The sequence below is a fragment of the Lactobacillus paragasseri genome (assembly GCF_003584685.1).
Classification (GTDB): domain Bacteria; phylum Bacillota; class Bacilli; order Lactobacillales; family Lactobacillaceae; genus Lactobacillus; species Lactobacillus paragasseri.
In genome coordinates this window covers 1,100,941-1,127,159 of record NZ_AP018549.1, presented here as the reverse complement: position 1 = coordinate 1,127,159, position 26,219 = coordinate 1,100,941, and the positions used below count along the sequence as shown (strand labels likewise).

The following is a 26,219-nucleotide window of genomic DNA, read 5'->3' as shown; positions in this document are numbered from 1 at the left end:
TATTGCAGGGAATAAATGAATAAATCATTTTTCTTATTTTTTAAAGGTTTTGTTTTAAAATACTATTAGTTCATTTCGGGAGGTGAAGTGGAATGGCAAACAAGGCAGAATTAGTTTCTGAAGTTGCTGCTAAAACTGACTTAACCAAGAAAGAAGTTGCTGCTGCAGTTGATGCAATCTTTAGCTCTATTCAAGAAGATCTTGCTAAAGGTGAAAAAGTTCAATTGATCGGTTTCGGTACTTTTGAAGTACGTCACCGTGCAGCTCGTAAGGGTCGTAACCCACAAACTGGGGCTGAAATCGAAATCCCAGCTTCTAAGGTTCCTGCATTCAAGCCAGGTAAGGCTCTTAAGGATGCTGTTAAATAATTGTTCAGTTACTAGCAAAATAAAAACGTGCTAAGTTGTATAGCTTGGCACGTTTTTTGTGTACAATTATTGTGTTAGCACAAATGAAAAGAGTGAAAAAATGACTTATTCTGAACAACTACTAGATGCAATTCAAAACCATGACTTTTCTGATAATCATATTCTTCTTAAAAAAGCACTTGAAAATGATGATCCGGAAGTTTTAGCTTCTTTAGCTGAAAACTTAACTGATCTTGGTTTTACTGATCTTTCTAAGGAAGTTTACCGCTATTTGATTGCTCAGTTTCCAAGAGAAGATTTGTTTAAGGTATACTTAGCTGAAATTTTATTAAATGATGGCGATGAAGATGATGGTTTGCAGCTTCTATATGATGTAAAGCCAGAAAGTGATGCTTATATCGAGAGCTTGCTTGATTTAGCTGATTATTACCAAAGTAATGGTCTGATTGAAACAGCGCGTCAAAAGCTTCTAGAAGCGCATAAATTAGCTCCTGAAGAAGATGCAATTAACTTTGGCTTAGCTGAACTTGACTACTTAAGTGGCGATTATGGTGAAGCATTAGGACTATACCGAGAGCTTGCAAAAGAAAACAAGACCTTTGGCGAAGTAGTCCTAAGTCAAAGAATCGCTGCCTGTCTTGCAAAATTAGGTGAGTACGAAGAAGCGTCCAACGAGATTAAGAGTCATGAAAATGATATTTTGAGCATTGATGCATTATATGAAGCAGGTTTAATTATGTTATCTGCGGGCGATAATAAGGCAGCAATTAAGTACTTAGATCAAGTAATAGAAATACAACCTGACTATGTAAATGCCTATCCATTACTTGCACAGGCTTATGCAGCAGAGGATAACAATGAAGAAGTATTGAGAACTGCTCAGACGGGACTTTCTTATAATGAACTAGATGAGGTCTTGTATAGCTTGGGTGCTAAAGCAGCTGCTAACTTAAATCAGTTAGACGAAGCAGAACGCTTGCTTAAGAAGGGGCTAGAAATCGCTCCAGACAATAGTGACTTACGTTTGCAGTTGTCTAACTTGTATCTCCACCAGCACCAAGATGAAGCTAATATCGCCTTATTTAAGGATCTTGATGATGAAGAACTTGAACCACAAGCTCACTGGAATATGGCTATCTCATATCAAAGACTTGAAGACTATGATAAGGCTAAGAGTGAATTCTTACTGGCATATCCAGCCTTTCAAAAGAATGCAAGCTTCTTAAGACAGATGATTAACTTGTTCTATGAGTTGCGTGAGATCCCAACAACTAAGGAATTGATCAAGAAGTATTTGCAAGTTCAACCTGACGATATTGATATGCAAGATATGTTAGATGAATTGAATAGTGAAGAATAATAGAGCGACAATTTTAGAAAGTAATTGCTTTTTAGCATAAAGAATACCTCTCAAAGATAATTTGAGGGGTATTTTTTTATAGTAATTTATTCAATTGTTTGTTAAATCTTCTCAGACTTAGCTTAAGTTTAAAAATCTTAAAGATACTTAATTGTATTTTTTGTAATTTATTTATATTTCTCTGCATATTAGCGATTGTACGATTACAATTATTACGATTATATTTTTGACTTAAGTTTTTGATATAAGCTTTGGGTAATTTATTTCCATAAATTTTAGTCAAGGACTTATTTGGTGAAACTAAGATTCTGACAAGTTTGCGATTGAATTCTTCTTGATAAGTTTTATTTTTTGCTTTAGTTAATTTGGCTCTTATAGTATTAAAGTTATTTCTTTTTGGATATTGGTAAGAATCAGAATCTAGCTCATTTTTTAGAAATTTCTTGAAAGTCGTTAAATCTTTTTTAGTAGGACCCTTCATAGTAAGACTTACTAAACCATATAATTTCAAGAAAGTATCTTGATTTTGAAAAGCTAGAGTATCAATCATTGATGTAACGTTAAAAGGAATGAGAGTAGTATTGTCATCATTTGCAGCATATTTTTCTTGCTTGCGATAAGCACCGACGAACATATCTGCCATTTGAATGCCTAATTCTTTTTTACTATCACATGTTTGATAAGTAAAAAAAACGTTGTTTTCCTCACCTAGATTTTTGATAATTTGAGAAAGTAGCTTGCAGCTAAAATATTCACTTTCAAGCTGAGAATTTAAATTAGTTTGATCAAGGTAAATATTTAATTTTAAGTTAACAACAGGATTTTGCTGACGTAGATCTGCAATAATCCTTTTAATTGGGTAAATGTAAGATTGAAGCACTAATACTTGTTGCATAATCGTATTATCAAGAGTGGTATCGTGCTTATGGTAAATAGGGCGTTGATAGATATAAGCATTGGTTAGAAAAGGCTTAACAATATCTAACGCTAATCGATTCATCGTGTCTGAAACATTTACACTCTTTTTCTCTTTTTTATAATGAGAATGATAAATTTTTTGAAAATATTGGTTATATAAGTCTTTTAGGTGAAAGGTGGGGATGACTAAAAAGCCTGTATAGAACTTTTCAGTTGTATTGTCAGATTGAGATTGAAAAGAAATGCTTTCATCAATAAAAACATGAAATTCTTTTGTATGACGGCGCGGTTGGAAGAGCTTCTTTAAGATCATGATTTTTCTCTAAGTAAATTTGATAGAAGTATTATATCGAACATAAGTTCCGAAGGAAAGCGAACAAGGTAAAATATTATCAATAATCATATTTTTTATTATGTGAAGTTGAGTTGTAAAAAAATAAACTTCATAAATTGTAAGGGAGACTTTTTGATTTAACAAATACTGTGATATATTTTAATTTAATGAGTAGAAAGAGAGTACATTAGGTTGACAAAAAGAAATCTAAAATCACCAGTGATATATGAAACTAAATATAACGTTCAAACAGCCAGTCAATTAAATACACAGATTAGTGAAACATATGCTACGGATGACACAAAAAGGGTTTTATTAACTGAGTTTCCGACTGTTTATGTCATTAATGATCCGATAAATAGTAAAAAGTCACAGTACACAGTTTATGTTGGTGAAACGAATGATATTCAAAGGCGTACATTGCAGCATTTAGATGCAGATCCGGCTAAACGTGATGATTTTTTTAACTTCAAAAATTCAAAAAATGTAAGTATGTTTGTAATTGGTCACGAGCATTTTAATAAATCTATGACTTTAGATATAGAAAATAGATTGATGCAATATCTAAGCAGTGTGCCGGCTGTATATCATTTGAATAATCGACGTCATAATGATCAAAATAGATACTATGATTCAGACGAATTTAATAGTTTATTTGATCTGATTTGGAAAAAACTAGGTAAACAAAATGAAGATTTATTTCCTGCGCGTAAAATTATTGAATCTTCAGCTATATTTAAAGCTTCACCGTTTAATAAATTAACGAGCGAACAATTATTAGCAAAATCTAAGGTTATAGATAAAATTAATAAAGCTTTATTTGTTCAAAAGGATAAGAATCTGGCTGAAGGACAGTTGATTTTGGTTGAGGGAAATGCTGGATCAGGTAAAACTGTGTTAATGAGTAATATTTTTTATGATTTGGTACATGAAGATCAAATTTCTGCAAAAGAGCAAAAAGAAGATAAAAAATCTGAAAGATTATCAGTAGCAATGATTGTTAACCAAAATGAACAACTCAAGGTATATGAAGAAATATCACAAAAGCTATTTGATAAAGATGAACAAGTACAAGTAGCAAAGCCAATTACATTTATAAATAAGGTTAAGCCATCGAAAAAAGTTGATATAGCTTTGATTGATGAAGCGCATTTACTACTGACACAAAGGAATCAGGCCTATGCTAAGTATGGAAAGAATATGTTAGAAGATATTTTAAAACGTGCAAAAGTAGTTATGGCAGTGTATGATCCTGCGCAAGTTTTATCAATAGCTTCTGTTTTAGAAGATGAAAAATTTGCTGATTTGGAAAGAAAAGCGGGTAAGGAAAATATTATTTATTTGAAAAATCAAATGAGAATCGATGCATCCCAAGCTACAATAGATTGGCTTCGTAATCTTATTGATAATGGAATCATTAATAAGATACCTCAAGATAGTAAGTATCAAATCAAAGTTTTTAAGACTCCTGAAGAAATGCAGAAGGCCATTGAGAAAAAGAATAAAGATCAAAAAAATGGAATTAGTAGAATGGTCGCAACTTTTGATTGGGAATATTCAGGAGGAAAAACACAACCACCAGAAAATCAGAAATATTGGGAAGTGTCCGAAGGAGATTGGCATATGCCATGGAACTATGAAATTAATAAACGAGATAAATATGAAAGCAAACACAGAGCACATAGAACCGTAAAATACAGTAATCAATCGTGGGCAGAAAAAGATTATACTATAGCAGAAATAGGATCGACTTACACAGTACAAGGCTTTGATTTGAATTATGTTGGTGTTGAACTTGGTCCCTCTGTAAAGTATCGTAATGGTCGAATTATTCATGATCCAGCAGAAAGTTCTAACAGCAAAGCTACACAAAAACGTGATTCAACTAAGAGCTATGCTGATGTGTTATTAAAAAATGAATTTAATGTTTTAATGACGCGTGGTGTTCATGGTCTGTATATTCATGCTGTTGATCCAGAGTTGCAAAAGGCGTTAGAGAGAGCTTCCGAAAAAGTATAATGTGCATAGGTGGAAACGTAACATTTGAATTAGAAGAAAGCTAGTAGTATGGATATATATCACCAAATAATCGTGAAAGAATTAAAAAGATTATCTTTAACTCAATTAAAATCAGGAAAAATGGAGCAACTAATTCCCTTAGATGATAGAGAATCTATCATTTTAATTGATCAATTTTTACTATTATTTAACGTATCTAGTAAATTATCGTCAGATAGAGCGAGTATTGTTCAAAAAATAATTAATGATTTTAATGATAATCTTTTTTATAGAATTTCTAATTTTAATTTGAAATATAAGAGAAAAATAGAAGCTAATGCATTTTTGAATGTTTTTCCTGATGATATTATAGAGATATATGCAGATTTGATAGAAGTATGTTCTGATTTTTTTAAAGTTTTTGTTTGTTTAAATGAGATATGCAATAATAAGCGAAAATTTGATTCTATAGAAAAAGTATCTACATTAACAGATGCAAACCTAGTTTCTAAACTTGAGGCAAAAACTAATAATATAAATTGGAATTTTGTTTTATCAGGAATAAATAAACCTATACGTAATGCTATCAAGCATTTACGATATGTATTTGATGTCGAACATCAAACTATTATTTTTAGTCCAAACGGGAAAAATTTTTTTCTATAACGAAATTCGATTTATATAAACTTACTATTCGAAGTATTAAAGTCATTAATTGTTTTATCTATGCAGGTTATATAACAAAGCTATATAGTGAAAAAGATAAAATAATCGAACTTAATAAATTGCTTTTTAATAATTTGTCTACTAAAGAATTAGCAGATATAGTTAGCGTCTTTAGATCAAAAAGAATTTTATATAGATATTTGAAAAATAAATAAAATGTCCAAAAAAGAAAAACTATATAACTTCATCATGGCTGTTTTAGCCGTAATATCTATTATTCTTGTCATTCTAGACTATGCTTCGGTTATCAATTTAAATACTGGAATATGGATGTGGGTGGACAATGGCATCTTAGTAGTTTTTACGATAGATTATTTCTATCGACTGACTATCGCAAAAAATAAGTGGAGTTTCTTTAAACATAATATTTTTGACTTATTATCAATCATCCCTGTAAATGGATTTTTTACACTTTTCAGACTAGCTCGACTAGGAAGACTAGCGAGACTTACGCGCTTGCTTAGAGTTTTGCGATTAGTTGGTTTAACTGGTAGATTGAGAAAAATTCTTTATACTAATGGTTTAATTTATCTTCTATATACTAGTCTTAGCCTTTTAATTATTGGTGCTATTACTTACTCTATGACTGAGCATGTTTCCTTAGCGCAGTCATTTTGGTGGGCAATTGCTACCGCAACGACTGTTGGCTATGGTGATATTTCTCCGCATACTTTTGTGGGAAAGATAGTAGCATTAGTTTTAATGCTAGTAGGAATTGGTGTAATTGGGATGTTAACAAGTTCGATTACAACATATTTTGTGAGAGAAGATAATAAATCTGATGATAAAGATACTCAACTTGAAAAGATCATGCAAAAGTTGGATGAAATTGAAAAACAAAACCACGATTTAAAGGAAGAAATTCAAAAGTTAAAACAGAAATAGCGCCAACTCAAGCTACCTACCATCAACCATGGCGGGTAGCTTATTTTTATCCAAAATTAAATAACACAACCATAACTCAGCACTGCCAATTATTATACAAAGTTCTTATCAAAGCCTATAATATTTTTTGTAAGCGATAACAAAAGGGCGAGGAAATAAATATGGAACAAGAAACAAAGGCTCCAGTTATTGACTGGAAAGCAAATTATGATGTTGTTGTTTTAGGCTTTGGCGGAGCAGGTGCAACTGCTGCTAGATTTGCAGCTGATAACGGCACTAAAGTATTAATTGCTGACGTTGCTCCTTACAGTCATGAAGGTGGGAACACTAGGTATTCTGCCCAACTTCTTGGGACTGGAACTGACTATGACAAGTTGAAGGAATACTATCTTGGCTTAACGCGTCCGATGGATTTGCCAGAAGATATGGTTGAAACTTATGTCCGCGGAATGTGCAACATGCGGGAATATGTAAAAAAGTACTTGGGCGTTGAACCAGTTAGTTTTATCAATGACTTTAGCAAGATACCAAAGGAATACCGTGTTGGAGTTACTCAAGAATATCCTGAACTAAAGGGACATGAAACCTATGACTATACCTTGGTTCACAATGGTTGGTTCGACGCAGCACTTTGGAAACTTTTAAGACAAAAAGTTCTAGACCGCAAAGACAAGATTGATGTCTGGTATGAAGCGCGGGCTACTCACTTGATTCAAGATCCAGTTTCTAAGGTGATCAAGGGTGTTCAGATTGAAAAATTAGGCCAAAAGATTAATGTCCTAGCTAGACGAGGCGTTATTTTGACAACGGGTGGTTTTGAAAATAATAAGGAAATGATTCAAAACTACTTAGCTGCTTCTAAACTTGCCCCATTAGGTACTATTTACAATAAGGGTGACGGTATTTCGATGGCGCAAGAAGTTGGTGCTAAGATGTGGCACATGTACAATTATGAATCTCTTGGCTTACTGCATGGTTTATCATTTGATACACCAGAAGGCGAGAGATCTAAGTTAGTTCTCAGCTGGCCAGAGCTTAACCACGGCAGCGTCTTTATGGTGGCGGATGATGGTAAGCGTTACTTTAACGAAGCTGGTCCAAACCGTCACGGTCATATTTTTGATCATGGTATTTGGCGCGTTCCACGTAGTCACGAGAAGCCATATATTATTTTTGATCAAAAACAATACGAAACCATTGAAGCAGGGCAGATTCTATACGATAAGTTCAATGAAAAATTGATTAAGGCTGATACGCTTGAAGAGTTAGCTGAAAAGACAGGTGTTGATGCAAACGGTTTAAAGGAACAAGTTGAGATGTTTAACCGTTTTGTAGAAAATGGTCACGATGATCAATTTGGTCGAGATATTAAGTCAATGGCTAAGTTTTCTAATGAGGGCCCATTTTATGCAACTAAGATGGCATATAACGTTTTGAATACGCAGGGTGGACCGGAAAGAAACACTAAAGCTGAAATTCTTGATGTTAATAATAAGCCAATTCCGCACTTGTATGGTGCTGGCGAATTAGGTGGTATTAATGCAAACCAGTATCAAGGTGGCGGTAACTTAGCTGAATGTTTGATTTTTGGTAAGATTGCCGGTGAGCAAGCAGCTAATGTCACTGATGAGGTTACAGACGAAGCTTCTGATAAGTACAACGGCATTAATGAATTAGCAGATGGTGACAGGGTCAAGGACATTAAGCTTGATAAAGATCAGTATCTTGGTGAGTCCAATGCTGGTATTGGTGGCAAGCTTGTTGTACGTGTTACTTATGATAATGGAATCAAAAATGTCGAAATTGTACAAAATCACGAAAGTGAAGATGTTGGCAAGCGAGCACTAAAGGTTATTCCAGAGCGTATTGTTAAAGAAAATACCCCAGATGTTGATGCGGTTTCTGGTGCGTCTGCTACAAGTCGGGCAATCAGCGAAGCCGTCCGCAAGGCTTTGAAAAATGTGAAGGAATAAAATGGCTTACAACCACAATGCGGTTGAAAAATTATTTTGTTAACTTATCTACTTAACTCTCGTAAAAAAGCGAACTCTCGCAAATTTTCGCTTCGCACGCGAGAGTTTGCGAGAATTAAAAAAACTAGTCACAGCGACTAGTTTTTACTATTTTCTAAAGAAAATATGTCTCTTTTTTCTTTCGTAAGTAAAGCCTTGGCCTAATGCCTCGTGAACGTCAACGACTGAAACAAAGGCATTAGGATCTTCTCTTAAAATTAATTCTTTTACCTGACTAATTTCTCTAGGAGAAACGACGCAATAAATAACTTTTTTGCTAGATCTATCATAGCCGCCTTCTGCGTCTAAGAAGGTATAACCACGATCTAATTGCACATCAATCATCTTAGCAATTTGTTCATACTTATCAGAAATAATAAAAAGTCCACGTGCTGCGTAAGCGCCTGCTTGGATTGAATCAGTAATTCGCGCTAATACAAAACTAGCAAGCAACGTGTAAATCATGTGCTTAATGTCTAGGTAAGTGAGGGAGATTGTCAAAACAAAAGCATCAAGACCAAGAAGCGACTTCCCAACAGGTATACCTAATTTTAAATCTAATATCCTAGCAATAATATCGGTTCCGCCAGTGGTGCCGCCATATTTAAAGACAATTCCGATGCCAAAGCCAGAAAAAAGTCCTGCCAAGACACCTGCAATAAAAAGATCATGTTCTAAATTCAATTGGTTTATAATAGGAATGTGTAACCAAAATGATAAAAAGAAGGATAGACAAAGCGTGCCCCAAATGGTCAAGGCAAGTAGCCGTTTGCCCATAAAACGATATCCGATTATAATTAAGGGGATATTTAGAAGTAACGTTGATAGACCAGGATTGATATGGAACCAATATCTAAGTAAAAGCGCAATACCACTTATTCCACCATCAGCTAGTTTGTTAGGGATACTGATGGCATCTAAGCTAAAAGCATAAATACTACAACCAAGAGTTATGAAAAATAATTGTTTAAAGAGTTGTTTATTGAAAATCTTAGTCATGTTACTTCCTTCTTTCTTACAAAACTAAGGAATAATTAAGGGGAATAGGGAATATATGAAGATTACCAATTTACCGGAAGTTTTTACCGCCGCGCTTCCAGTTTTAAAACAAATTAATGAAGCGGGTTATGAGGCTTATTTTGTTGGAGGCAGTGTTAGAGACTTGCTCTTAAATCGTCATATTCATGATGTTGATATTGCAACAAGTGCTTATCCGATGGAAATTAAGCAAATTTTTAAAAAGACAATTGATACGGGAATCAAACATGGAACAGTGACGGTTCTTTATGAAGGCGAAAGTTACGAGATTACAACTTTTAGAACGGAATCAGGATACCAAGACTTCCGCAGGCCCGATCATGTAACTTTTGTTCAGAACTTGTCAGAAGACTTGAAGAGAAGAGACTTCACAATTAATGCTTTAGCCATGGATGTTGATGGCAATATCATTGATCACTTCGATGGTTTGGGCGATTTAGACAAGCATCTAATCCGTGCAGTTGGTAAAGCTGAGAACCGTTTCCACGAAGATGCCTTAAGAATGATGCGGGCAGTTCGTTTTATGAGTCAATTGCAATTTACGCTTGAACCAGAAACTGAGCAAGCAATTAGCGATAATCATGAATTGCTCAGTAAGATTTCTGTTGAACGAATTCGCGACGAATTTGTTAAAATGGGGATTGCTCCCGGTAGCCAAAAGGCTTTTCAGATTTTCTTAGATACTGGTTTATCTGAAGAAGTTCCAGGTTTTAAAGGTAAAAAAGAGAATTTGGCTCTTTATCCTCAACTCAATTTTAGTCCTACTACTGAAGCTAATCTATGGGCTTTGATGATTATTTTACTAAAATTACCAAATGAGAAGATTCCTTCTTTTATGCGGATGTGGAAGAATTCTAATGCAATGGAGCGTCAAGTAGCTGATATTGTTGCTTTCTTTGACTTAATTAGTTCACGGGCTCCAAATAACTATGATTTATATCAAGCTGGCTTAGAAACTATCGCTTCGACCATTGATTTGGCGCATATTTTAGGTCAGCCAATTAACGGCAGTGCTTTGGTTGATGGTTATGAAGCTTTGCCAATTAAAAATAGCCATGATCTAGTGATTGATGGCCACTTTTTATTAAAAAATGGTATTCCAGCTGGACCAAGAGTGGGTCTACTACTAGAAGAAATAAAAAAGGCAGTCCTTGAAGGAGTAATTAGCAACAACGAAGCAGCAATTACTGAATTTCTTTCTTTAAATAATTAAAAATAGCTAGCAAAAAGGCGAGCAGTGAAAAATCACTACTTGCCTTTTTTAAACGTAAAATAAAATTGAAAAATACATCAAGATTGATCCGAGTAAAACAAACATGTGCCAAATCACATGTATATAAGGAACTCCGCGCATTGAAAATAAAATAGCACCAACAGTATAAGCAATTCCGCCCCAAACTAGAAGCCAAAAACCAGTTGGTCCAAGAACTGGATAAAGGGTGCTAGAAGCAATAATAACAATCCATCCCATTAATACGTATAAAATCGTATCTAAGACAACGTGTTTTCCTTGATTGAAAATATAAAACAAGATGCCAAAGATTGCTAGAGCTAAGATAATGCTAAACATTACCCAGCCTTTAGCTCCGCCAATTGCAACGAGAGTATAGGGTGTATAAGTTCCAGTAATTAAAATAAAAATTGAGGAGTGATCAAATATCTGGAAAACCCTTCTAGCTCTAGTAAAAATCAAACTGTGGTAGAGTGTTGAAAAGAGATAGAGAATAATCAAGCTTGAACCATAGAGAGTAAAGGCAGTTACTCTTACTGCACTTCCTGTGTGGGCAGCTTTTACAATTAAAATTACTAATCCAGCTACTGCTAGGCAAAAGCCAATCCCATGAGTAATAGCACTAAAAATATTATTTAAAATGTTGTATGTTTTTGAGCGATTTTTTGGCTCTTGCCACAATTGTTTAAAAGACATTCATTGATTCCGCCTTATATACTTTTATAATCTATTTAATAAATTTTAACTCATTTTTGTATTTTTGATATACTTGAGGTTGTACTTAATAAATTCTAACATAGAATAGTAATTAAAGAAGAATAGGGGATAGGAGCTAGCATGGCTAAGATTAAAGTAGTAACTGATTCCTCAGTTCAATTAACTCCTGAAGAAATTGATAAATATGACATTACTGTGGTTCCGTTAACCATTACCATTGATGGTCAGACTTACACCGATGGCGTCGACATTAGCCGCGAAGAATTTGTGAAAAAGATGGATGCATCAAAAGAATTGCCTAAAACCAGTCAACCATCAATTGGAGTTTTTGAAAAAGTATTTAAAGATTTAACTGATGATGGCAGTCAAGTTGTAGGTATTTTTCTTGCTCGCTCTTTAAGTGGAACAATTGAGGCTGCTAGACAAGCTGCGGATTTGATTGGTAAGAGCAAAGAAGTAACTTTAATTGATTCTGACTTAACTGATCGAGCAGAAGCATACCAAGTACTAGCTGCAGCTAAAGATGCCAAAGAAGGTAAGAGTCTTGAAGAAATTGTCGCCCACGTTGAGCGACTTAAAGAACATCAAAAACTCTATATGATGGTTGTAAACCTCAATAATTTAATTAAAGGAGGTCGTCTTGGACCGCTTGCGGGTAAGATTGCTACCTTATTGAATATCCGAATTGAATTGCACATGCCAGGTGGTCATCTTGAAGTCGCTAAAAAAGGACGCGGTAAGAAATTTTCTAAAAATTGCGATAAACGCGTTTTAAAAGATATCGAAGAACACAAGCAGGAAATTAAAGAAGTAGCAATTTCTTATGTTGATACTCCCGAAGATATGAAAGTTTGGACTGAAAAGATTAAAGAAATTAATCCTGATATCAAGGTTTTAACTCGAGTAACTAGTCCGATTATTTCCACTCACGCAGGTAGCGGAGCATATGCAGTATTCTATACAATGGAGGAGTATTAATGGCTTATCGTGAAAGCTTTTATCGCTTTTTAATGACGCAAAGAAATCCAGGATCGGTAGACGATATTGCTCAATTTGCTAATAATGCTCAACACGATAGTTCTTTTCCAAAACAAGAAGAAGACTATGAAAAGTTATCAGACTACTTAGAGTTAAACGCTGGCTATTTGCCAAGCATGAGTGTTTTTGACAAGGCATATCAATTATATTTAGACAATATGAACTGAGGCTAATATGGCAGAAGTAGAACCCAATAATTCTCATCAAAAGAAGACTACAAAAAATAAAAAGAAACATCTTCCCAAATATGCCCAATTTTTGTTAACTGGTATAGCTGGTGCAGCGATTGGTGCAGGTTTGACCTTTGGAATTATGGAAGTTAAGGAATTAAAGTCGCCTTTTTATCAAGTTGAAAAAGTGTATGAGCAATTACAAGGTTCATATTATAAAAAAGTTTCATCGCAAACATTGCGCCAAGGGGCAATTAACGGGATGCTTGATAGTCTTAATGATCCTTTTTCAGAAGGATTAAGTGGCGCGAATCAAGAACAAGTTAATAACATCTTAGAAGGCTCAACTTTTGGCGGAGTTGGTATTCAGATGGCAGTACGCAACAATAAAGTTGTTGTGGACTCTATTGTTGCTAATTCTCCAGCTTCAAAGAGTACTATTAAGCCTGGCGATGAAATTCTTGCCGTTGATAATAAAAAAGTCAGCGCGGCTCAGTTCACTAAAGTCGCTTCCTTAGTTAGAGGAAAAGTTGGCACCAAAGTAACACTCAAACTCAAGCGTGCTAATTCAACCTTTAATGTTACTTTAAAGCGCGCTAAAATTTCGCAGTCTAGCTTAACTAAACGTACAGAAGGTAATGCGACCATTATTACAATTACGCAGTTTGACGTGAATACTGCTAAGGATTTGAAGAGTGCCTTAAAGTCAATCAATACTAAAAAATATCCTAAGTTAATTATTGATTTGCAGGATAATCCAGGTGGTGAAATGAATGCTGCTCTGAAATCTGCATCTTATTTCTTGCCAAACAAGAAGATTATTATGCAATACAAGGACCGCAAGGAAAAAGAAGTAATTCGCTCTGATAAGAAGCTTTCAGGAGGCTTTCATACTTCACTCAAGCCAATTATTTTAATTAATGGAAATACGGCTAGTGCAAGTGAAATCTTTACAGCTGCTTTAGTGCAAAATCATTGCGGGGTTTCAGTTGGTCAAACGAGCTATGGTAAAGGAACTGTTCAGCAAGTGGGACAAACTGAGGATTCAGAGTATAAATATACAGTTGCTAAATGGTTGACGCCAAATGGAACTTGGATTAATCAAAAGGGGCTTAAGCCAACTTATCCAGTTTCTGAATCACCTTTAGCAAAATTGCCGCAATTCCAAAGTATGAGCATCTTGAAGAAGTCCATGACTGGTGTTGATGTGGCTACCTTGCAGCAATATTTAACTGCCTTAGGCTATTTACCCAAGCATGTTACTGGCGTTTTTGATGATGAAACCAAGAATGCTGTAATTAAATTTCAAAAAGAACATGACTTGACAACAGATGGTATAGTAAATGGGCAAGTACAAGCTCAGCTTTATCTAGCAGTTGCTCAAAAATTACAAGATAATAATCCTGCTTTAAAGAAAGCATTGAGCTTAAATCTAAGGGATATGGAGGACTAAAAATGGCAACTATTCAATGGTATCCAGGACACATGAATAAGGCTAAAAATCAACTTGAAGACAATTTAGACTTGATTGACGTCTTAATTGAAGTTTTAGATGCGCGTCTTCCAGTTTCTTCTCGTAATCCCATGATTGGACAATTAACCAAGAAGAAACCTCATATTATTATCTTGAATAAGTCAGATTTAGCTGACCCAATTCAGACTAAAAAATGGACTCGTTATTTCCAAGATGAGGGCAATTTCGTCATCTCAATGGATGCTCAGCATAATACTAATATGACGAGTTTGTTTAAGATTATTAAATTAGCTGGTAAGAAAAAGACAGAGAAGTTGATTGCAAAGGGTGCTTCTAATCCGATGATCCGCGTAGCGATTGCTGGAATTCCAAATTGCGGCAAATCGACGATTATTAACCGGATGGTTGGAAGAAATGCGGCAATTGTAGGAGACAAGCCTGGTGTAACTCGTGGTCAAAGTTGGTTAAAGACCAAGACGAATGTTCAAATTCTAGATACACCAGGAATTTTATGGCCTAAATTTTCTGATCAAGAGGTAGGCTATAAGTTAGCAGCTTGTGGTGCAATTAAGGCCGATGTTTTTCATCCTGATGACGTCGCCTTATTTGTAATTGAATTTTTGAAGCAAAACTATCAAAAGGATCTTGCCAAATTTGCCCAAGCAACTAGTGAGGAGCTTGAAAATATGTCTAATCCGGATTTATTACTAGCTATGACTAATAAATATGGCATGCGGGATGATTATGACAAGTTTTCACTCTTTATGCTTCAACGTTTACGTAAAGGAAAATTGGGAAGGATTACGTTTGATCTTAGATGACCATTACTGAAATAAAAAACTTGCTTCAAGGAGAAGTAAGCAGCGAACAATTAGAAGAATTACGTGCTGACGAAAGAAAAGGCGTGCAAAAGCTCTTAGTTAGTTACGAAAAAAGACAGCTTAAACGTGCGCAAGCACTTGCTCAGTTTCAAAATCGTTTTTCTTATGAGAAAGAATTTTGGCAAAAAAATCAACTTGTTGCTGGAGTTGACGAAGTAGGAAGAGGACCACTAGCCGGGCCTGTAGTTACAGCTGCTGTTATTTTGCCCCATAATTTTGATTTGATTGACGTTAACGATTCAAAGAAACTATCCCCTAAAAAGAGAAAGGCGCTTTTTCCTCAAATTCTGGCCAAAGCAGTCAGCGTTAGCGTTGGCTTAGCTAATAATGATGTAATTGATCGGATTAACATCTATGAAGCTGATCGCCTGGCAATGGCGCATGCTGTTCAAGGCTTAAAAGTAAAGCCAGCTGCCTTGTTAGTCGATGCGATGAATGTACCACTGAATATTCCACAAATCAAATTGATTCACGGGGATGCTAAGTCTAATTCAATTGCTGCTGCTAGTATTGTGGCTAAAGTTTTCCGTGACAATTTAATGGATGCCTATGGCGAAGTTTATCCAGAGTATGATTTTAAGCACAATGCAGGGTATGGTACACGTGAGCACATGGAAGCCTTGAAAAAGTATGGTCCAACGCCAATTCATCGTCGATCTTTTGCACCAGTTAGCGAATACGAAAAATAAATAAAAAATAAACCTTCACTTTTGCGTACTTGATAGTGGAGGTTTTATTTTATGAATTTAAAAGAATTTTGCTTAAGATTAAAATTGCAACATGGTGTCGGTACTACAACTTTGGGTAAAATCGCTGAAAATTTTACGGCTGGCGAAGAAGTAACAGTTGACAAAATAGAGAGTTTATCATTAAAATCAAATATCCAAAATCTTGTTTTAGCTGCGATGAGAAATGATAAATTTAATTCTTGGATTGAAAGAATTAAATTGCAGTGTGATGTTGTCACTATCTTTGATTCAATCTATCCAGAAGGACTCCGCGAGATGTACAATGCACCGACGATTCTTTTTACTAGAGGAGATTTATCCTTGCTTAAAAAAGAAATTACGACTATAGTTGGCGCAAGACAACCCACAAATTACAGCCGGTTTGTTTTAAAACAGTTAATTCCGCAGCTAATAGAGCAAGATTTTGTAATTGCTAGTGGTTTGGCTCGCGGAGTTGATGGGATTGCTCATCAGGAAACCTTGAAAAATAATGGTAAAACAATTGCCATAGTTGGAAATGGATTGAATCATTTTTATCCGCAAGAAAATAAGGAATTGCAAGAAGAAATTGTGGCTAAGGGTTTATTAATTAGTGAATATTTACCAGACACACCCCCGCGTCCTTATCGCTTTCCTGAACGTAATCGCATTCTTGCGGGTTTAAGTAAAAATATAATTGTCACTGAAGCTAGAAAAAGATCTGGTTCTTTAATTACTGCAAATATTGCTTTAGAAGAAAATCGCAATATTTTTGCGGTTCCTGGACCAGTCTCAAGTCCCTTATCGGAGGGGCCTAACGAGCTAATTGCTGCTGGTGCATATCCACTAGTTAATGCTGATTTTAGAAACTTGCTTTAGTTGACAAGAGTGAAATTTTTGGTATTTTAGAATTTGGTAGAAATTGTGCAAGGAAGGGGCATTTTATGCCTACTAAACGAAAATATAAAAAGAATTTAGTTATTGTCGAGTCTCCACATAAGGCTAAGACAATTGAAAAATATTTAGGTAGAAATTATCATGTTATCGCCTCAAAAGGTCATATTCGCGATTTGCCTAAGTCCCAAATGGGAGTTGACGTCGAACACGACTATGAACCAAAGTATATTTCCATTCGCGGAAAAGGCGATACGATTAAAGAATTAAAGAGCGAAGCTAAAAAAGCGAAGTATGTTTATCTTGCTTCTGACCCCGATCGTGAAGGAGAAGCTATTGCTTGGCACGTAGCTCATGCTTTAAACTTAGATCCTAAAGAGCACAACCGCGTTGCTTTTAACGAAATTACTAAAGATGCGGTTAAAAATGCCTTTAAGAATCCTAGAACCATTGATATGGATATTGTCGATGCTCAACAAGCACGGCGTGTTCTTGACCGCTTGGTTGGTTATTCAATCAGCCCTATCTTGTGGCAAAAAGTTAAGAAGGGCTTGTCTGCTGGACGTGTTCAATCAATTGCCTTGAAGTTAGTAATTGACCGTGAAAACGAGATTAAGAACTTTAAGCCAGAAGAATACTGGACAATTGATGCTGATTTTGAAAAGGGTAAGGAAAAATTCAAGGGTGCCTTTTATGGCATTAAGGGTAAAAAGCAAGACTTACCAAATAATGAAGCAGTTCAGGATATCTTAAAACAGATTGATAAACGTAAGAACTTTGAAGTTACCAAAGTAGTTAAGAAAGAAAGAAGACGTCAGCCTGCTGCTCCTTTTACTACTTCAACTATGCAGCAAGAAGCCAACAAGCGTTTAGGATATCGTACTCGTCGAACAATGAGAATTGCTCAATCTCTTTATGAAGGGGTCAACCTTGGTAAGGGATCAGTTGGTTTAATCACTTATATGCGTACTGATTCTAAGCGTATTGCTAATGTTGCTAAGCATGAAGCTTCAAAATTTATCCATGAAGAATATGGTGCAAATTATGCAGCAATCAAGCCGCAACACTTTAAAAACGATGCTGATGCTCAGGACGCCCATGAAGCAATTCGCCCAACTTCAGCTTTTAGAACACCAGCTTCAGTTAAAGAATATCTAACAACTGAAGAATATCGCCTCTACACTTTAATTTGGTCAAGATTTATTGCTAGTCAAATGACACCAGCTGTTTACGACACTGTAAGAGCAGATATTGAACAAAATGATGTTACCTTTAGAACAACTGGATCAAAACTTAAGTTTGCTGGCTTTACTAAGGTTTACGATAACCAAAAGGAAAAGAATAATGAATTGCCTGAGTTAAACGAAGGCGATAAGGTTAAGCTTAAGAAAACTGATGACCGTCAGCACTTTACCCAGCCACCTGCAAGATACACTGAAGCTAGTTTAGTTAGAGCTCTTGAAGAAAATGGCGTTGGTCGTCCATCAACTTATGCACCAACAATTGATACGATTCAAAAGCGTTATTACGTAAAACTTGAGGGAAGATCAATTGTGCCTACTGAACTAGGTGAAATTGTTGATAAACTAATCGAAGAATTTTTCCCAGATATAGTTAACGTTGACTTTACTGCTCAACTAGAAGATGATCTTGATGGCGTTGAAGTAGGCAAAAAGAACTGGATTAAAGTAGTAGATGAATACTACAAGCCATTTTCTAAAGAATTAGACAAGGCTGATCAACAAATTGAAAAAGTTCAAATTAAGGATGAACCAGCTGGCTTTAATTGCGACATTTGTGGTGCACCGATGGTAATTAAGATGGGACGTTATGGTAAGTTTTATGCTTGCTCACGCTTTCCGGATTGCCGTAATACTAAGCCAATTGTTAAAAAGGTTGGTGTAACTTGTCCTAAGTGCGGTAAGGGAGAAGTTATTGAAAAGAAGTCTAAACGTAATCGCAAGTTCTATGGTTGCTCTCGTTATCCAGATTGTGATTTTGTATCTTGGGATCAACCAATTGGTCGTAATTGTCCAAATGATGGTCATTTCTTAGTTCAAAAGAAGAACAAGAAGGGACTAGTTATTCTTTGTCCAAACGGCGATTATCGTGAAGAACCAGAAGAAAATTAAATTATTATAAAAATCAATGATATCATTAAAACGAAAGCGGTTTAATGATATCATTTTTATATAGACTTGAAAGAGTCGAGCAGAAAGGAAAGATTGCATGGTAAAAAATGTAACCGTAATTGGCGGAGGCCTTGCAGGAAGTGAAGCTGCATGGCAATTGGCTAAGCGTGGCATTGAAGTAGATTTATATGAAATGCGACCAAAGAAAAACACACCTGCTCATGAAACTGCAAATTTTGCCGAATTAGTATGTACTAATTCAATGAGATCAAACCAACTTTCAAACGCCGTTGGTTTGTTAAAAGAGGAAATGCGTCAGCTTGATTCTTTAATTATGAAGGCTGCTGATGAAACAGCTGTGCCTGCGGGCGGAGCTTTAGCAGTTGATCGGGATAAGTTTAGTTCAGTGGTTACAAAAACTCTAAAGGACTTGCCGAATGTGCGCGTTCATGAAGAAGAGATTACTAAGATCCCAAAAGATGGGATAACCATTATTGCGACTGGACCACTCACTTCAGATACATTGGCAGAACAGATTAAGGAATTTTGTGGTACTGATTCACTTCATTTCTTTGATGCGGCTGCGCCTATTGTAGCTGCAAGCTCAATTGATCGTGACATTGTTTATAAGAAATCTCGCTATGACAAAGGTGAAGCAGCTTACTTGAACTGTCCAATGACTAAGGAAGAATTCTATAATTTCTATAAAAACTTAGTTAGTGCAGAAACTGCTACTTTGCATGGCTTTGAAGATAAAAATGTCTTTGAAGGCTGCATGCCAATTGAAGTTATGGCAAAAAGAGGAGAAAAAACAATGCTCTTTGGGCCACTTAAGCCTGTTGGTTTAGAAGATCCTAAGACAGGAAAGACTCCATATGCAGTTGTGCAACTACGTCAAGATAATGCGGCAAGCACGATGTATAACATTGTTGGTTTCCAAACTCATTTAAAATATGGCGAACAAAAGAGAGTCTTTTCAATGATTCCAGGTCTTGAAAATGCAAAATTCGTCCGTTATGGTAAAATGCACCGCAACACTTACATTGCTAGTCCTGAAGTTTTAAATGCAAATTATGAAGCTAGAAAACAAGCTGGTCTATTTTTTGCGGGACAAATGACTGGGGTAGAAGGTTATGTAGAAAGTGCAGGCTCTGGGTTAGTTGCTGGAATTAATGCAGCAAGAGAAGCCATAGGCGAAGAAACATTAGTATTTCCTAAGTCAACAGCTTTAGGATCGATGGCTCATTACATCACAACTACTAGTGCTAAGCACTTCCAGCCAATGAATGCATCTTATGCATTATTACCAAAACTAGATTATAAGGTTAGAAATAAGCAGGAAAGACACCTGGAAATTTCTAAGCGAGCATTGAAAGATCTTGAAGCCTTTAAGGAAGAAAAGAAGCTTGATTAATAATGTCTAAAGAAAATGATAAGTTAATCAAACAATTCCAAGATTACTTGAACTATGAACGTAATTATAGTAAAAATACTGTAAGCTCTTACTTAAATGATCTAGATGAAGCAAAGCAATTTTTTAAAGAAAATGGTGGCTTTAGCGGCTGGGATAAAGTTAAAAGTCGCGATGTTGAAATTTTCTTACAAAATTTAGCTACACAGAATAGGTCTAGAACAACTCAAGCGCGTAAGATGTCGAGTTTGAGATCTTTTTATCGCTTTCTCGTTAAGCGAGAAGTGTTAGAAAATGATCCCATGCAGACAATTAGCTTAAGATTGGGCGAAAAGAAACTACCACAGTTTTTCTACGAAAAAGAGATGCGCCAAGTCTTTGATAGTCTTGTGGGGCATGACAGATTGGTAGTGAGAAATCGCGCCATGTTTGAGCTTTTTTATGCGACTGGGATGCGGCTAAGTGAGATGGCATCTTTGAAGCTAGATCAGATTGATTTTGATTTAAAAATTATCTTAGTTCATGGGAAGGGTAATAAAGATCGCTATGTTCCTTTTGGAAAAGATGCACTTGATGCTTTAAAGGAATATCGTGATGACGTTCGCCCAGCTCTTCTTGGTCAAAATGAAGATTTAGGCTATGTATTTTTGAATAATCGCGGACAGAAGCTAACTGGACGCGGGATTGAATACATTATGCAGCAAGTGTTCATTAAAGCTGGAGTTGGCGGCAAGGTTCATCCCCACATGCTTAGACACTCTTTTGCAACCGAAATGCTCAATAATGGAGCGGACCTGAGAAGTGTCCAGGAATTGTTGGGACATGAATCTTTATCTACGACGCAAATTTATACTCATGTTACGATGAAGCATTTACAAGCAGATTATCAAAAATTTTTCCCAAGAAAAGATAAGAAAGACGAGGCATAATATATGACAACAATTTGTTCTGTTAGATACAACAATCAAACAGCCATCGCAGGTGATGGTCAAGTTACTTTAGGTGAAAAGGTAATCGCTAAGGCAACTGCTAAAAAGATCAGAAGAATTTACCACGATCAAGTAGTAATTGGCTTTGCCGGTGGTGTAGCTGATGCTGTTAGCTTGCAAGATATGCTTGAAGGAAAGCTTGAAACATACTCAGGCGATTTACGTAGAGCAGCTGTAGAAATGGCACAAAGCTGGAGAAAAGATCCAACTTTAGCTAAATTGCAAGCGATGGTAATTGCCTTTAATGACAAAGATTTATTATTGATTTCTGGTAATGGTGAAGTTCTTGAACCAGATGAAGATGTGGTAGCTATTGGTTCAGGCGGTAATTTTGCACAAGCAGCAGCAATTGCGATGACTCGCCATAGTAGTGGGATGAGTGCGAGTGAAATTGCCAAAGAAGCAGTTAAGATTGCTTCTGGAATTGATGTCTTTACTGATGACCACATTACTACTGATGAAATCTAGGTGAAATATTTTGACTGAAGAAAAAACTCCAAAACAAATTGTAGAATTACTTGATAAATATATTATTGGCCAAAACGAAGCTAAAAAATCTGTTGCTGTAGCTTTATATAATCGCTACCGTCGTTTGCAGCTACCTAAGCAGATGCAACAAGATATTACCCCAAAGAATATGTTAATGGCTGGTCCTACTGGTGTTGGTAAAACTGAAATTGCACGTCGTTTAGCTAAAATTGTTGACGCACCTTTTGTAAAAGTTGAAGCGACTAAGTTTACTGAAGTAGGTTACGTTGGACGCGATGTTGAATCAATGGTGCGTGACTTAGTTGAAGAAGCCGTTCGCATGGAAGAAAAAGAACAATTCGACCGTGTTAAAGTACAAGCAACTAAGAAGGCAAATAACCGCTTAGTTAAGTTAATCGTTCCAGGCATTAAGCGTGAAAACCGTGAAAATTCAATGCAGCAAATGATGCAGATGCTTTCTGGCAACTTCAACATGAACCAAGCTCAAGATAATGAAGAAGTAACTGACGATATTCGAAATGAACGTCTTAGCGTGGCTGATCAACTTAATAAGGGCTTACTTGAAAATCGTGAAGTAACAATTGAAGTTGAACAAGCACCTAAGGTTAATCCAATGGGCGATATGATGGGCCAAATGGGAATTGATATGTCGAGCTTGATGGGAAATTTAATGCCTAAGAAGACTGTTAAGCGTACCTTGAAGGTATCGGATGCACGTGAAGTTTTAATCCAAGAAGAATCTAAGAAGTTAATTAATTACGATTCTCTCTACCAACGCGCAATTGAACGAACCCAGCAAAATGGAATTATTTTTATCGATGAAATTGATAAGATTACCGCTGGCAACAAGAAGACTTCTGGTGAAGTTTCTCGTGAAGGTGTCCAAAGAGATATCTTGCCAATTGTTGAAGGATCAACTGTTTCAACTAAGTATGGACCTGTTTCAACTGACCACATTCTCTTTATTGCAGCTGGTGCCTTTGCTGAAAGTAAGCCAAGCGATTTAATTCCAGAATTGCAAGGTCGTTTTCCAATTCGGGTTGAGTTAAACGCCTTAACTCAAGAAGATTTTGTTAAGATCTTGAAGGATCCTCAAAACTCACTTTTGAAGCAATATATTGCACTTCTTAAAGCTGACGGTATTAAGCTAGTCTTCACTCAAGAAGCAATTGACCGTATTGCTCAAATCGCCTTTGAAGTAAATCAAGGTACTGATAATATTGGTGCTCGTCGTTTAGCAACTATCTTAGAAAAGTTGCTTGAAGATGTCCTTTACGAGGGTCCAGATATGAATATGGGAGAAATTACTATTACTCAGAAGTATGTTGACCAAAAATTGAGTGATATAATTATCAATAAGGACTTAACAAAATTTATTTTGTAATTTTAGTAGATAAAGAGAAGTTAAATTATGGATTATCAATTAAAAAATAATTTTTTAACAGTAACGCTTTCTGATCAGGGTGCTGAAATCCAAAGCGTTAAAGATGTAAACAGTGGTCGAGAATATATTTGGCAAGCTGATCCTAAAATTTGGGGTCGTCATGCGCCAGTTTTGTTCCCTGTAGTTGGTCGCTTAAAGGACGATCAATATACTTATGATGGTAAGACTTATCATATGGGACAACATGGTTTTGCAAGAGATTCGAAGTTTACTGTTGAAGAACAAGACGATAAGCACATTGTTTTTCTTCTGACTTCTAATGAAGATACTAAAAAAATGTATCCATTTGATTTTGAGTTAAGAGTAACTTACAGCTTAGTCAATAACTTGTTGTCAGAACACTTTACGGTAACTAATACAGATACTAAGGAAATGATCTTTGGTATCGGTGGCCACCCTGGCTTTAATTTACCAACTGATAATGGTTTGACTAAGAATGATTATTACTTCAAATTTGCCCCATCCATGGATCATGTGAAGATTCCATTGAAGGCACCTTACCTTGACTGGGATAATCGTTCATTGCTTGCAACAGATTCACTGTTTGAAATTAGTGATGAATTATTTAAGGATGATGCTTGGGTCTTTGAATTAAAGCAACCTAATAAGATTTCTATTAGAACTGATAAGAGTGATTATCATATCAACGTTAAAATGGAAAATGCGCCATTTGTTGGTTTATGGTCACAATATCCTAAATCTGGTAATTACATTTGTATTGAACCATGGTGGGGTATTGCAGACACCTTAGATAGTGATGGTCAATTAGAGCACAAGCGTGGAATGAATCACATTGCTCCAAACGAAGTTTGGGAGAATGGTTTTACAATGGCTTTCCACGATAAGGCTAAGTAATTAAAGATTTAAGACTTTGGTTGAGAGATCAAAGTCTTATTTTGTATATAGGTGAAAAAATGAGAATCGGATATCTAAAGAATTTGGGTAGACATGAATTAGAACAGGCGTCATCTAAGTGGCAGACTTTACATGAAAATGAAAAAATTGATTTAGAACCAGTTGGCTATGATGAGATTGAAGCTAAGATTCAAAATGGTGAAGTAGATGCAGTCTTAGTTAATTCTAGAAATGACATTTATCAAGCGCTTGCAAGCTATTCAGTAAGTGAGATTGCCTTACTTGCCTTAGTTCAGGCAGGTAATTTTAATAAGTATCAGCAAACTGTTGAATTAGATGAGTTGAAAAATGTGCCGTGTATTATGGTTGCTTCAGTAGCAGATGAGAAGAGCGAGTATCATTATCTAAAAGACATTTTGAGAATAAAGAACGATCTGATTGCAGTTGAAACTTTAGGTGAAGCAATTTTGATGGTTGAATCTGGGTCAGGTTACTTAATAATGAATGAAATGACTGCGAGTCACGTAGATGATGATCAGGTGCAGAAATTATTTTTGCTCAGGGATGGTAAGCAATTGCGTGAGAAGTATGTCTTACTTGCTAAGCCAGATGATGCAAGAGTAGCAGAATTTAGCAAGATAATGAAAGAAAGTATTAATTAAAGTAAAATAATTATGTAAAGAATTGCCTTGATTGGTGTATTTTAAAACGTCCAGTGTAAAAAGCTGGACGTTTTTTCCTGCCTTGCGATATACAAGTTCCCATTCTGGTGCGAAATTTGGTACAATAGAATGTATGTTCTATAGAGAGGGTGAAAAGAAGTGCTGACTAAGTCGCATCGGATTTGCAGTATTGCAATCGTCGAATTAAGTTTATTGTTAACGAATCGCTTGTTAATTGATCCAGTTAACAACATTATTATTCTAGCTGCAACTGCAATCGGCGCTTCTTTACCTGACATTGACGAATACAATAGTTCAGCAAGTAAGAAGTCAGTAATTAACTTCAGCCTTTTTCTTAGACACCGCGGAATCACACATTCTTTTCTTGGCTGGGCAGTCTTTTCTGGTGGTTTATATTATTTAATGAGTAAATTTATCCCTATTCGGATTAATAATTTAACTTCGCAGAATTACTGGAGTGCACTTTGGTTTGGTCTAGTAATTGGCTATTTTTTGCATTTAATTCAAGATAGCTTTAGTAAACAGGGAGTAGAGTGGTTAGCTCCATTTTATAAGAAAAAGAAAAAGTCACCGTTTCATTATAAAGTTGGTGGCTGTTTTGAAAAATTTTTAACTCTTATGTCCTATTTAGCTGTAATAACGATAACTTTTTACTGGATCTGGATTTCCTTAACACCAGCGACGCAAGTCTTTTTGTTTTGAAAAGTCATTGCGCACCTGTAAGATAATTAGTGGGGGAAGATTCCAAGAGAGGAGTCCTAGTATGTCCCAATTATTAGTAGTAGCTGGTTTAATTAGTCTTTTATATGTTGTGATAGATATGAAAAGTCAGGCTATTCCAGTTGAAAATGACACAGTCCACAAAGGGCGATAATAGAAAGTAAAGTGGCCAAGAGTTAAAATTGCTCTTGGTCATTTTTAATTTAGCCAGTATACTGATAATAATGAAACTATTAAAGGATATGAATTATGGATTCAAACGATTTAATTTTTGCCAAATTAGAACATAAGCGTCTGCGTTATAACTTGATTGCTGATTTATTTTTAATTGTTGGTGGAATACTTATTTTTAGACAGCCAGCGATGAGTATGTCATTTCAATTGCTGGGTTCTTTGATGATTATCATCGCAATGATCTTTACCATACTTTCTTTTAGAATCAGAAGTAGCAAGCAATATCGCGCCTTGTCATTATTAGTTAAAAATGAGCCAAGCAGTCTTAAGGAAATTATGAATTCGTTTGGCGCAGGGATGACTTTTTTAGCTTTGTTTATGGCTATTGGCTTCATGGTAATAATAGTCATCTTCTTTTTCTTACTTAGTCGATCATGGATTAAGGCATTACTATTTTTTATCACTTTTGAAACAGTGATTGATCTTAAAGACTTTATGAATAATCTCACAAAATTGAAGGATAAAAGTACGATTTAGGCTTTTATCCTTTTTTATATCAGTTAAAATAATT

25 protein-coding genes are annotated in these 26,219 nt (G+C 35.6%); 22 read left to right on the top strand and 3 right to left on the bottom strand.

Features of this window, described 5'->3' with window-relative positions; all coding sequences use genetic code 11:
- Positions 1–92 precede the first annotated feature (92 nt).
- Positions 93–368 (top strand): HU family DNA-binding protein, encoded by a 276-nt coding sequence (locus LpgJCM5343_RS05405; protein WP_003647403.1) that lies wholly within the window; start codon positions 93–95, stop codon positions 366–368.
- Between the two features lie 100 nt (positions 369–468).
- The gene (locus tag LpgJCM5343_RS05400; RefSeq protein ID WP_101890770.1) at positions 469–1,728 is read left to right on the top strand and encodes a tetratricopeptide repeat protein; all 1,260 of its coding nucleotides are present in this window, start codon (positions 469–471) and stop codon (positions 1,726–1,728) included.
- A gap of 76 nt (positions 1,729–1,804) precedes the next feature.
- Here the strand turns inward: LpgJCM5343_RS05400 and LpgJCM5343_RS05395 are convergent, their stop codons facing one another.
- On the bottom strand, positions 1,805–2,959 hold the full coding sequence (locus LpgJCM5343_RS05395) for a DUF3800 domain-containing protein (protein ID WP_101890769.1): 1,155 nt from the start codon (positions 2,957–2,959) through the stop codon (positions 1,805–1,807).
- Between the two features lie 213 nt (positions 2,960–3,172).
- Here LpgJCM5343_RS05395 and LpgJCM5343_RS05390 point away from each other — a divergent pair, with 213 nt between their 5' ends.
- The 4 genes from LpgJCM5343_RS05390 (at position 3,173) to LpgJCM5343_RS05375 (ending at position 8,562) form a co-directional block, all read left to right on the top strand.
- Positions 3,173–4,999: a DUF2075 domain-containing protein gene (locus LpgJCM5343_RS05390; protein ID WP_101890768.1), complete on the top strand. Its 1,827-nt coding sequence runs from the start codon at positions 3,173–3,175 to the stop codon at positions 4,997–4,999.
- A gap of 48 nt (positions 5,000–5,047) precedes the next feature.
- The gene (locus LpgJCM5343_RS05385) at positions 5,048–5,644 is read left to right on the top strand and encodes a hypothetical protein (protein WP_101890767.1); all 597 of its coding nucleotides are present in this window, start codon (positions 5,048–5,050) and stop codon (positions 5,642–5,644) included.
- A 216-nt stretch (positions 5,645–5,860) separates the two neighbouring features.
- Positions 5,861–6,589 carry a potassium channel family protein gene (locus tag LpgJCM5343_RS05380; protein WP_101890766.1) on the top strand — a complete coding sequence of 243 codons (729 nt, stop codon included), beginning with the start codon at positions 5,861–5,863 and terminating at the stop codon, positions 6,587–6,589.
- A 161-nt stretch (positions 6,590–6,750) separates the two neighbouring features.
- Positions 6,751–8,562, top strand: coding sequence for an FAD-binding protein (locus LpgJCM5343_RS05375; RefSeq protein ID WP_113532410.1), 1,812 nt, complete (start codon positions 6,751–6,753; stop codon positions 8,560–8,562).
- Between the two features lie 147 nt (positions 8,563–8,709).
- Here LpgJCM5343_RS05375 and LpgJCM5343_RS05370 read toward each other — a convergent pair whose 3' ends face one another.
- Positions 8,710–9,600 (bottom strand): YitT family protein, encoded by an 891-nt coding sequence (locus LpgJCM5343_RS05370; protein WP_101890765.1) that lies wholly within the window; start codon positions 9,598–9,600, stop codon positions 8,710–8,712.
- Positions 9,601–9,655: 55 nt separating this feature from the next.
- Between LpgJCM5343_RS05370 and LpgJCM5343_RS05365 the strand changes: the two genes are divergently transcribed.
- Complete coding sequence (locus tag LpgJCM5343_RS05365) at positions 9,656–10,852, top strand: CCA tRNA nucleotidyltransferase (protein ID WP_101890764.1); 1,197 nt, start codon at positions 9,656–9,658, stop codon at positions 10,850–10,852.
- A gap of 48 nt (positions 10,853–10,900) precedes the next feature.
- On the opposite strand, the gene trhA is transcribed toward LpgJCM5343_RS05365, so the two are convergent.
- Positions 10,901–11,566 (bottom strand): PAQR family membrane homeostasis protein TrhA, encoded by a 666-nt coding sequence (gene trhA / locus LpgJCM5343_RS05360; protein ID WP_003651163.1) that lies wholly within the window; start codon positions 11,564–11,566, stop codon positions 10,901–10,903.
- A gap of 141 nt (positions 11,567–11,707) precedes the next feature.
- Between trhA and LpgJCM5343_RS05355 the strand changes: the two genes are divergently transcribed.
- The 15 genes from LpgJCM5343_RS05355 (at position 11,708) to LpgJCM5343_RS05285 (ending at position 26,185) form a co-directional block, all read left to right on the top strand.
- On the top strand, positions 11,708–12,565 hold the full coding sequence (locus LpgJCM5343_RS05355) for a DegV family protein (RefSeq protein ID WP_101890763.1): 858 nt from the start codon (positions 11,708–11,710) through the stop codon (positions 12,563–12,565).
- Positions 12,565–12,792: a YozE family protein gene (locus LpgJCM5343_RS05350; RefSeq protein WP_003648730.1), complete on the top strand. Its 228-nt coding sequence runs from the start codon at positions 12,565–12,567 to the stop codon at positions 12,790–12,792. The genes LpgJCM5343_RS05355 and LpgJCM5343_RS05350 overlap by 1 nt, the downstream gene beginning before the upstream one ends.
- A gap of 7 nt (positions 12,793–12,799) precedes the next feature.
- Positions 12,800–14,248 carry a S41 family peptidase gene (locus LpgJCM5343_RS05345; protein ID WP_101890762.1) on the top strand — a complete coding sequence of 483 codons (1,449 nt, stop codon included), beginning with the start codon at positions 12,800–12,802 and terminating at the stop codon, positions 14,246–14,248.
- Between the two features lie 2 nt (positions 14,249–14,250).
- A complete protein-coding gene (ylqF, locus tag LpgJCM5343_RS05340) occupies positions 14,251–15,090 on the top strand; it encodes a ribosome biogenesis GTPase YlqF (RefSeq protein ID WP_003648732.1) in 840 nt (279 codons plus the stop codon).
- Complete coding sequence (locus tag LpgJCM5343_RS05335; protein ID WP_003648733.1) at positions 15,087–15,839, top strand: ribonuclease HII; 753 nt, start codon at positions 15,087–15,089, stop codon at positions 15,837–15,839. The genes ylqF and LpgJCM5343_RS05335 overlap by 4 nt, the downstream gene beginning before the upstream one ends.
- A gap of 51 nt (positions 15,840–15,890) precedes the next feature.
- The gene (gene dprA / locus LpgJCM5343_RS05330; RefSeq protein ID WP_101890761.1) at positions 15,891–16,736 is read left to right on the top strand and encodes a DNA-processing protein DprA; all 846 of its coding nucleotides are present in this window, start codon (positions 15,891–15,893) and stop codon (positions 16,734–16,736) included.
- 65 nt (positions 16,737–16,801) lie between these two features.
- Positions 16,802–18,883: a type I DNA topoisomerase gene (topA, locus tag LpgJCM5343_RS05325; RefSeq protein WP_003648735.1), complete on the top strand. Its 2,082-nt coding sequence runs from the start codon at positions 16,802–16,804 to the stop codon at positions 18,881–18,883.
- A 97-nt stretch (positions 18,884–18,980) separates the two neighbouring features.
- Positions 18,981–20,297, top strand: coding sequence for a methylenetetrahydrofolate--tRNA-(uracil(54)-C(5))-methyltransferase (FADH(2)-oxidizing) TrmFO (gene trmFO, locus LpgJCM5343_RS05320; protein WP_003648736.1), 1,317 nt, complete (start codon positions 18,981–18,983; stop codon positions 20,295–20,297).
- Positions 20,298–20,299: 2 nt separating this feature from the next.
- A complete protein-coding gene (gene xerC, locus LpgJCM5343_RS05315) occupies positions 20,300–21,223 on the top strand; it encodes a tyrosine recombinase XerC (RefSeq protein ID WP_003648737.1) in 924 nt (307 codons plus the stop codon).
- A gap of 3 nt (positions 21,224–21,226) precedes the next feature.
- Entirely contained in the window at positions 21,227–21,751 is a 525-nt protein-coding gene (gene hslV, locus LpgJCM5343_RS05310; RefSeq protein WP_003647372.1) for an ATP-dependent protease subunit HslV, read from the top strand.
- Positions 21,752–21,761: 10 nt separating this feature from the next.
- Positions 21,762–23,156, top strand: coding sequence for an ATP-dependent protease ATPase subunit HslU (hslU, locus tag LpgJCM5343_RS05305; RefSeq protein WP_077958869.1), 1,395 nt, complete (start codon positions 21,762–21,764; stop codon positions 23,154–23,156).
- Between the two features lie 27 nt (positions 23,157–23,183).
- Complete coding sequence (locus LpgJCM5343_RS05300; RefSeq protein ID WP_020807000.1) at positions 23,184–24,071, top strand: aldose 1-epimerase family protein; 888 nt, start codon at positions 23,184–23,186, stop codon at positions 24,069–24,071.
- A 59-nt stretch (positions 24,072–24,130) separates the two neighbouring features.
- Positions 24,131–24,733, top strand: a complete 603-nt coding sequence (locus LpgJCM5343_RS05295) for a LysR substrate-binding domain-containing protein (RefSeq protein ID WP_101890760.1) — start codon at positions 24,131–24,133, stop codon at positions 24,731–24,733.
- Positions 24,734–24,892: 159 nt separating this feature from the next.
- Positions 24,893–25,456 (top strand): metal-dependent hydrolase, encoded by a 564-nt coding sequence (locus LpgJCM5343_RS05290; RefSeq protein WP_101890759.1) that lies wholly within the window; start codon positions 24,893–24,895, stop codon positions 25,454–25,456.
- A 267-nt stretch (positions 25,457–25,723) separates the two neighbouring features.
- Positions 25,724–26,185, top strand: coding sequence for a hypothetical protein (locus LpgJCM5343_RS05285; RefSeq protein WP_101890758.1), 462 nt, complete (start codon positions 25,724–25,726; stop codon positions 26,183–26,185).
- The last annotated feature ends 34 nt before the right edge of the window (positions 26,186–26,219 follow it).

Excerpts from the sequence above, each read along its gene's own strand:
- hslV (WP_003647372.1), top strand. The coding sequence starts at position 21,227 with ATGACAACAATTTGTTCTGTTAGATACAACAATCAAACAGCCATCGCA.
- topA (WP_003648735.1), top strand. The coding sequence starts at position 16,802 with ATGCCTACTAAACGAAAATATAAAAAGAATTTAGTTATTGTCGAGTCT.
- LpgJCM5343_RS05285 (WP_101890758.1), top strand. The coding sequence starts at position 25,724 with ATGGATTCAAACGATTTAATTTTTGCCAAATTAGAACATAAGCGTCTG.
- trhA (WP_003651163.1), bottom strand. The coding sequence starts at position 11,566 with ATGTCTTTTAAACAATTGTGGCAAGAGCCAAAAAATCGCTCAAAAACA.
- LpgJCM5343_RS05375 (WP_113532410.1), top strand. The coding sequence starts at position 6,751 with ATGGAACAAGAAACAAAGGCTCCAGTTATTGACTGGAAAGCAAATTAT.
- LpgJCM5343_RS05380 (WP_101890766.1), top strand. The coding sequence starts at position 5,861 with ATGTCCAAAAAAGAAAAACTATATAACTTCATCATGGCTGTTTTAGCC.
- LpgJCM5343_RS05355 (WP_101890763.1), top strand. The coding sequence starts at position 11,708 with ATGGCTAAGATTAAAGTAGTAACTGATTCCTCAGTTCAATTAACTCCT.
- dprA (WP_101890761.1), top strand. The coding sequence starts at position 15,891 with ATGAATTTAAAAGAATTTTGCTTAAGATTAAAATTGCAACATGGTGTC.
- LpgJCM5343_RS05365 (WP_101890764.1), top strand. The coding sequence starts at position 9,656 with ATGAAGATTACCAATTTACCGGAAGTTTTTACCGCCGCGCTTCCAGTT.
- LpgJCM5343_RS05335 (WP_003648733.1), top strand. The coding sequence starts at position 15,087 with ATGACCATTACTGAAATAAAAAACTTGCTTCAAGGAGAAGTAAGCAGC.
- xerC (WP_003648737.1), top strand. The coding sequence starts at position 20,300 with ATGTCTAAAGAAAATGATAAGTTAATCAAACAATTCCAAGATTACTTG.
- trmFO (WP_003648736.1), top strand. The coding sequence starts at position 18,981 with ATGGTAAAAAATGTAACCGTAATTGGCGGAGGCCTTGCAGGAAGTGAA.
- LpgJCM5343_RS05345 (WP_101890762.1), top strand. The coding sequence starts at position 12,800 with ATGGCAGAAGTAGAACCCAATAATTCTCATCAAAAGAAGACTACAAAA.
- LpgJCM5343_RS05295 (WP_101890760.1), top strand. The coding sequence starts at position 24,131 with ATGAGAATCGGATATCTAAAGAATTTGGGTAGACATGAATTAGAACAG.
- LpgJCM5343_RS05400 (WP_101890770.1), top strand. The coding sequence starts at position 469 with ATGACTTATTCTGAACAACTACTAGATGCAATTCAAAACCATGACTTT.
- LpgJCM5343_RS05300 (WP_020807000.1), top strand. The coding sequence starts at position 23,184 with ATGGATTATCAATTAAAAAATAATTTTTTAACAGTAACGCTTTCTGAT.
- LpgJCM5343_RS05405 (WP_003647403.1), top strand. The coding sequence starts at position 93 with ATGGCAAACAAGGCAGAATTAGTTTCTGAAGTTGCTGCTAAAACTGAC.
- LpgJCM5343_RS05370 (WP_101890765.1), bottom strand. The coding sequence starts at position 9,600 with ATGACTAAGATTTTCAATAAACAACTCTTTAAACAATTATTTTTCATA.
- LpgJCM5343_RS05395 (WP_101890769.1), bottom strand. The coding sequence starts at position 2,959 with ATGATCTTAAAGAAGCTCTTCCAACCGCGCCGTCATACAAAAGAATTT.
- ylqF (WP_003648732.1), top strand. The coding sequence starts at position 14,251 with ATGGCAACTATTCAATGGTATCCAGGACACATGAATAAGGCTAAAAAT.
- LpgJCM5343_RS05350 (WP_003648730.1), top strand. The coding sequence starts at position 12,565 with ATGGCTTATCGTGAAAGCTTTTATCGCTTTTTAATGACGCAAAGAAAT.
- LpgJCM5343_RS05385 (WP_101890767.1), top strand. The coding sequence starts at position 5,048 with ATGGATATATATCACCAAATAATCGTGAAAGAATTAAAAAGATTATCT.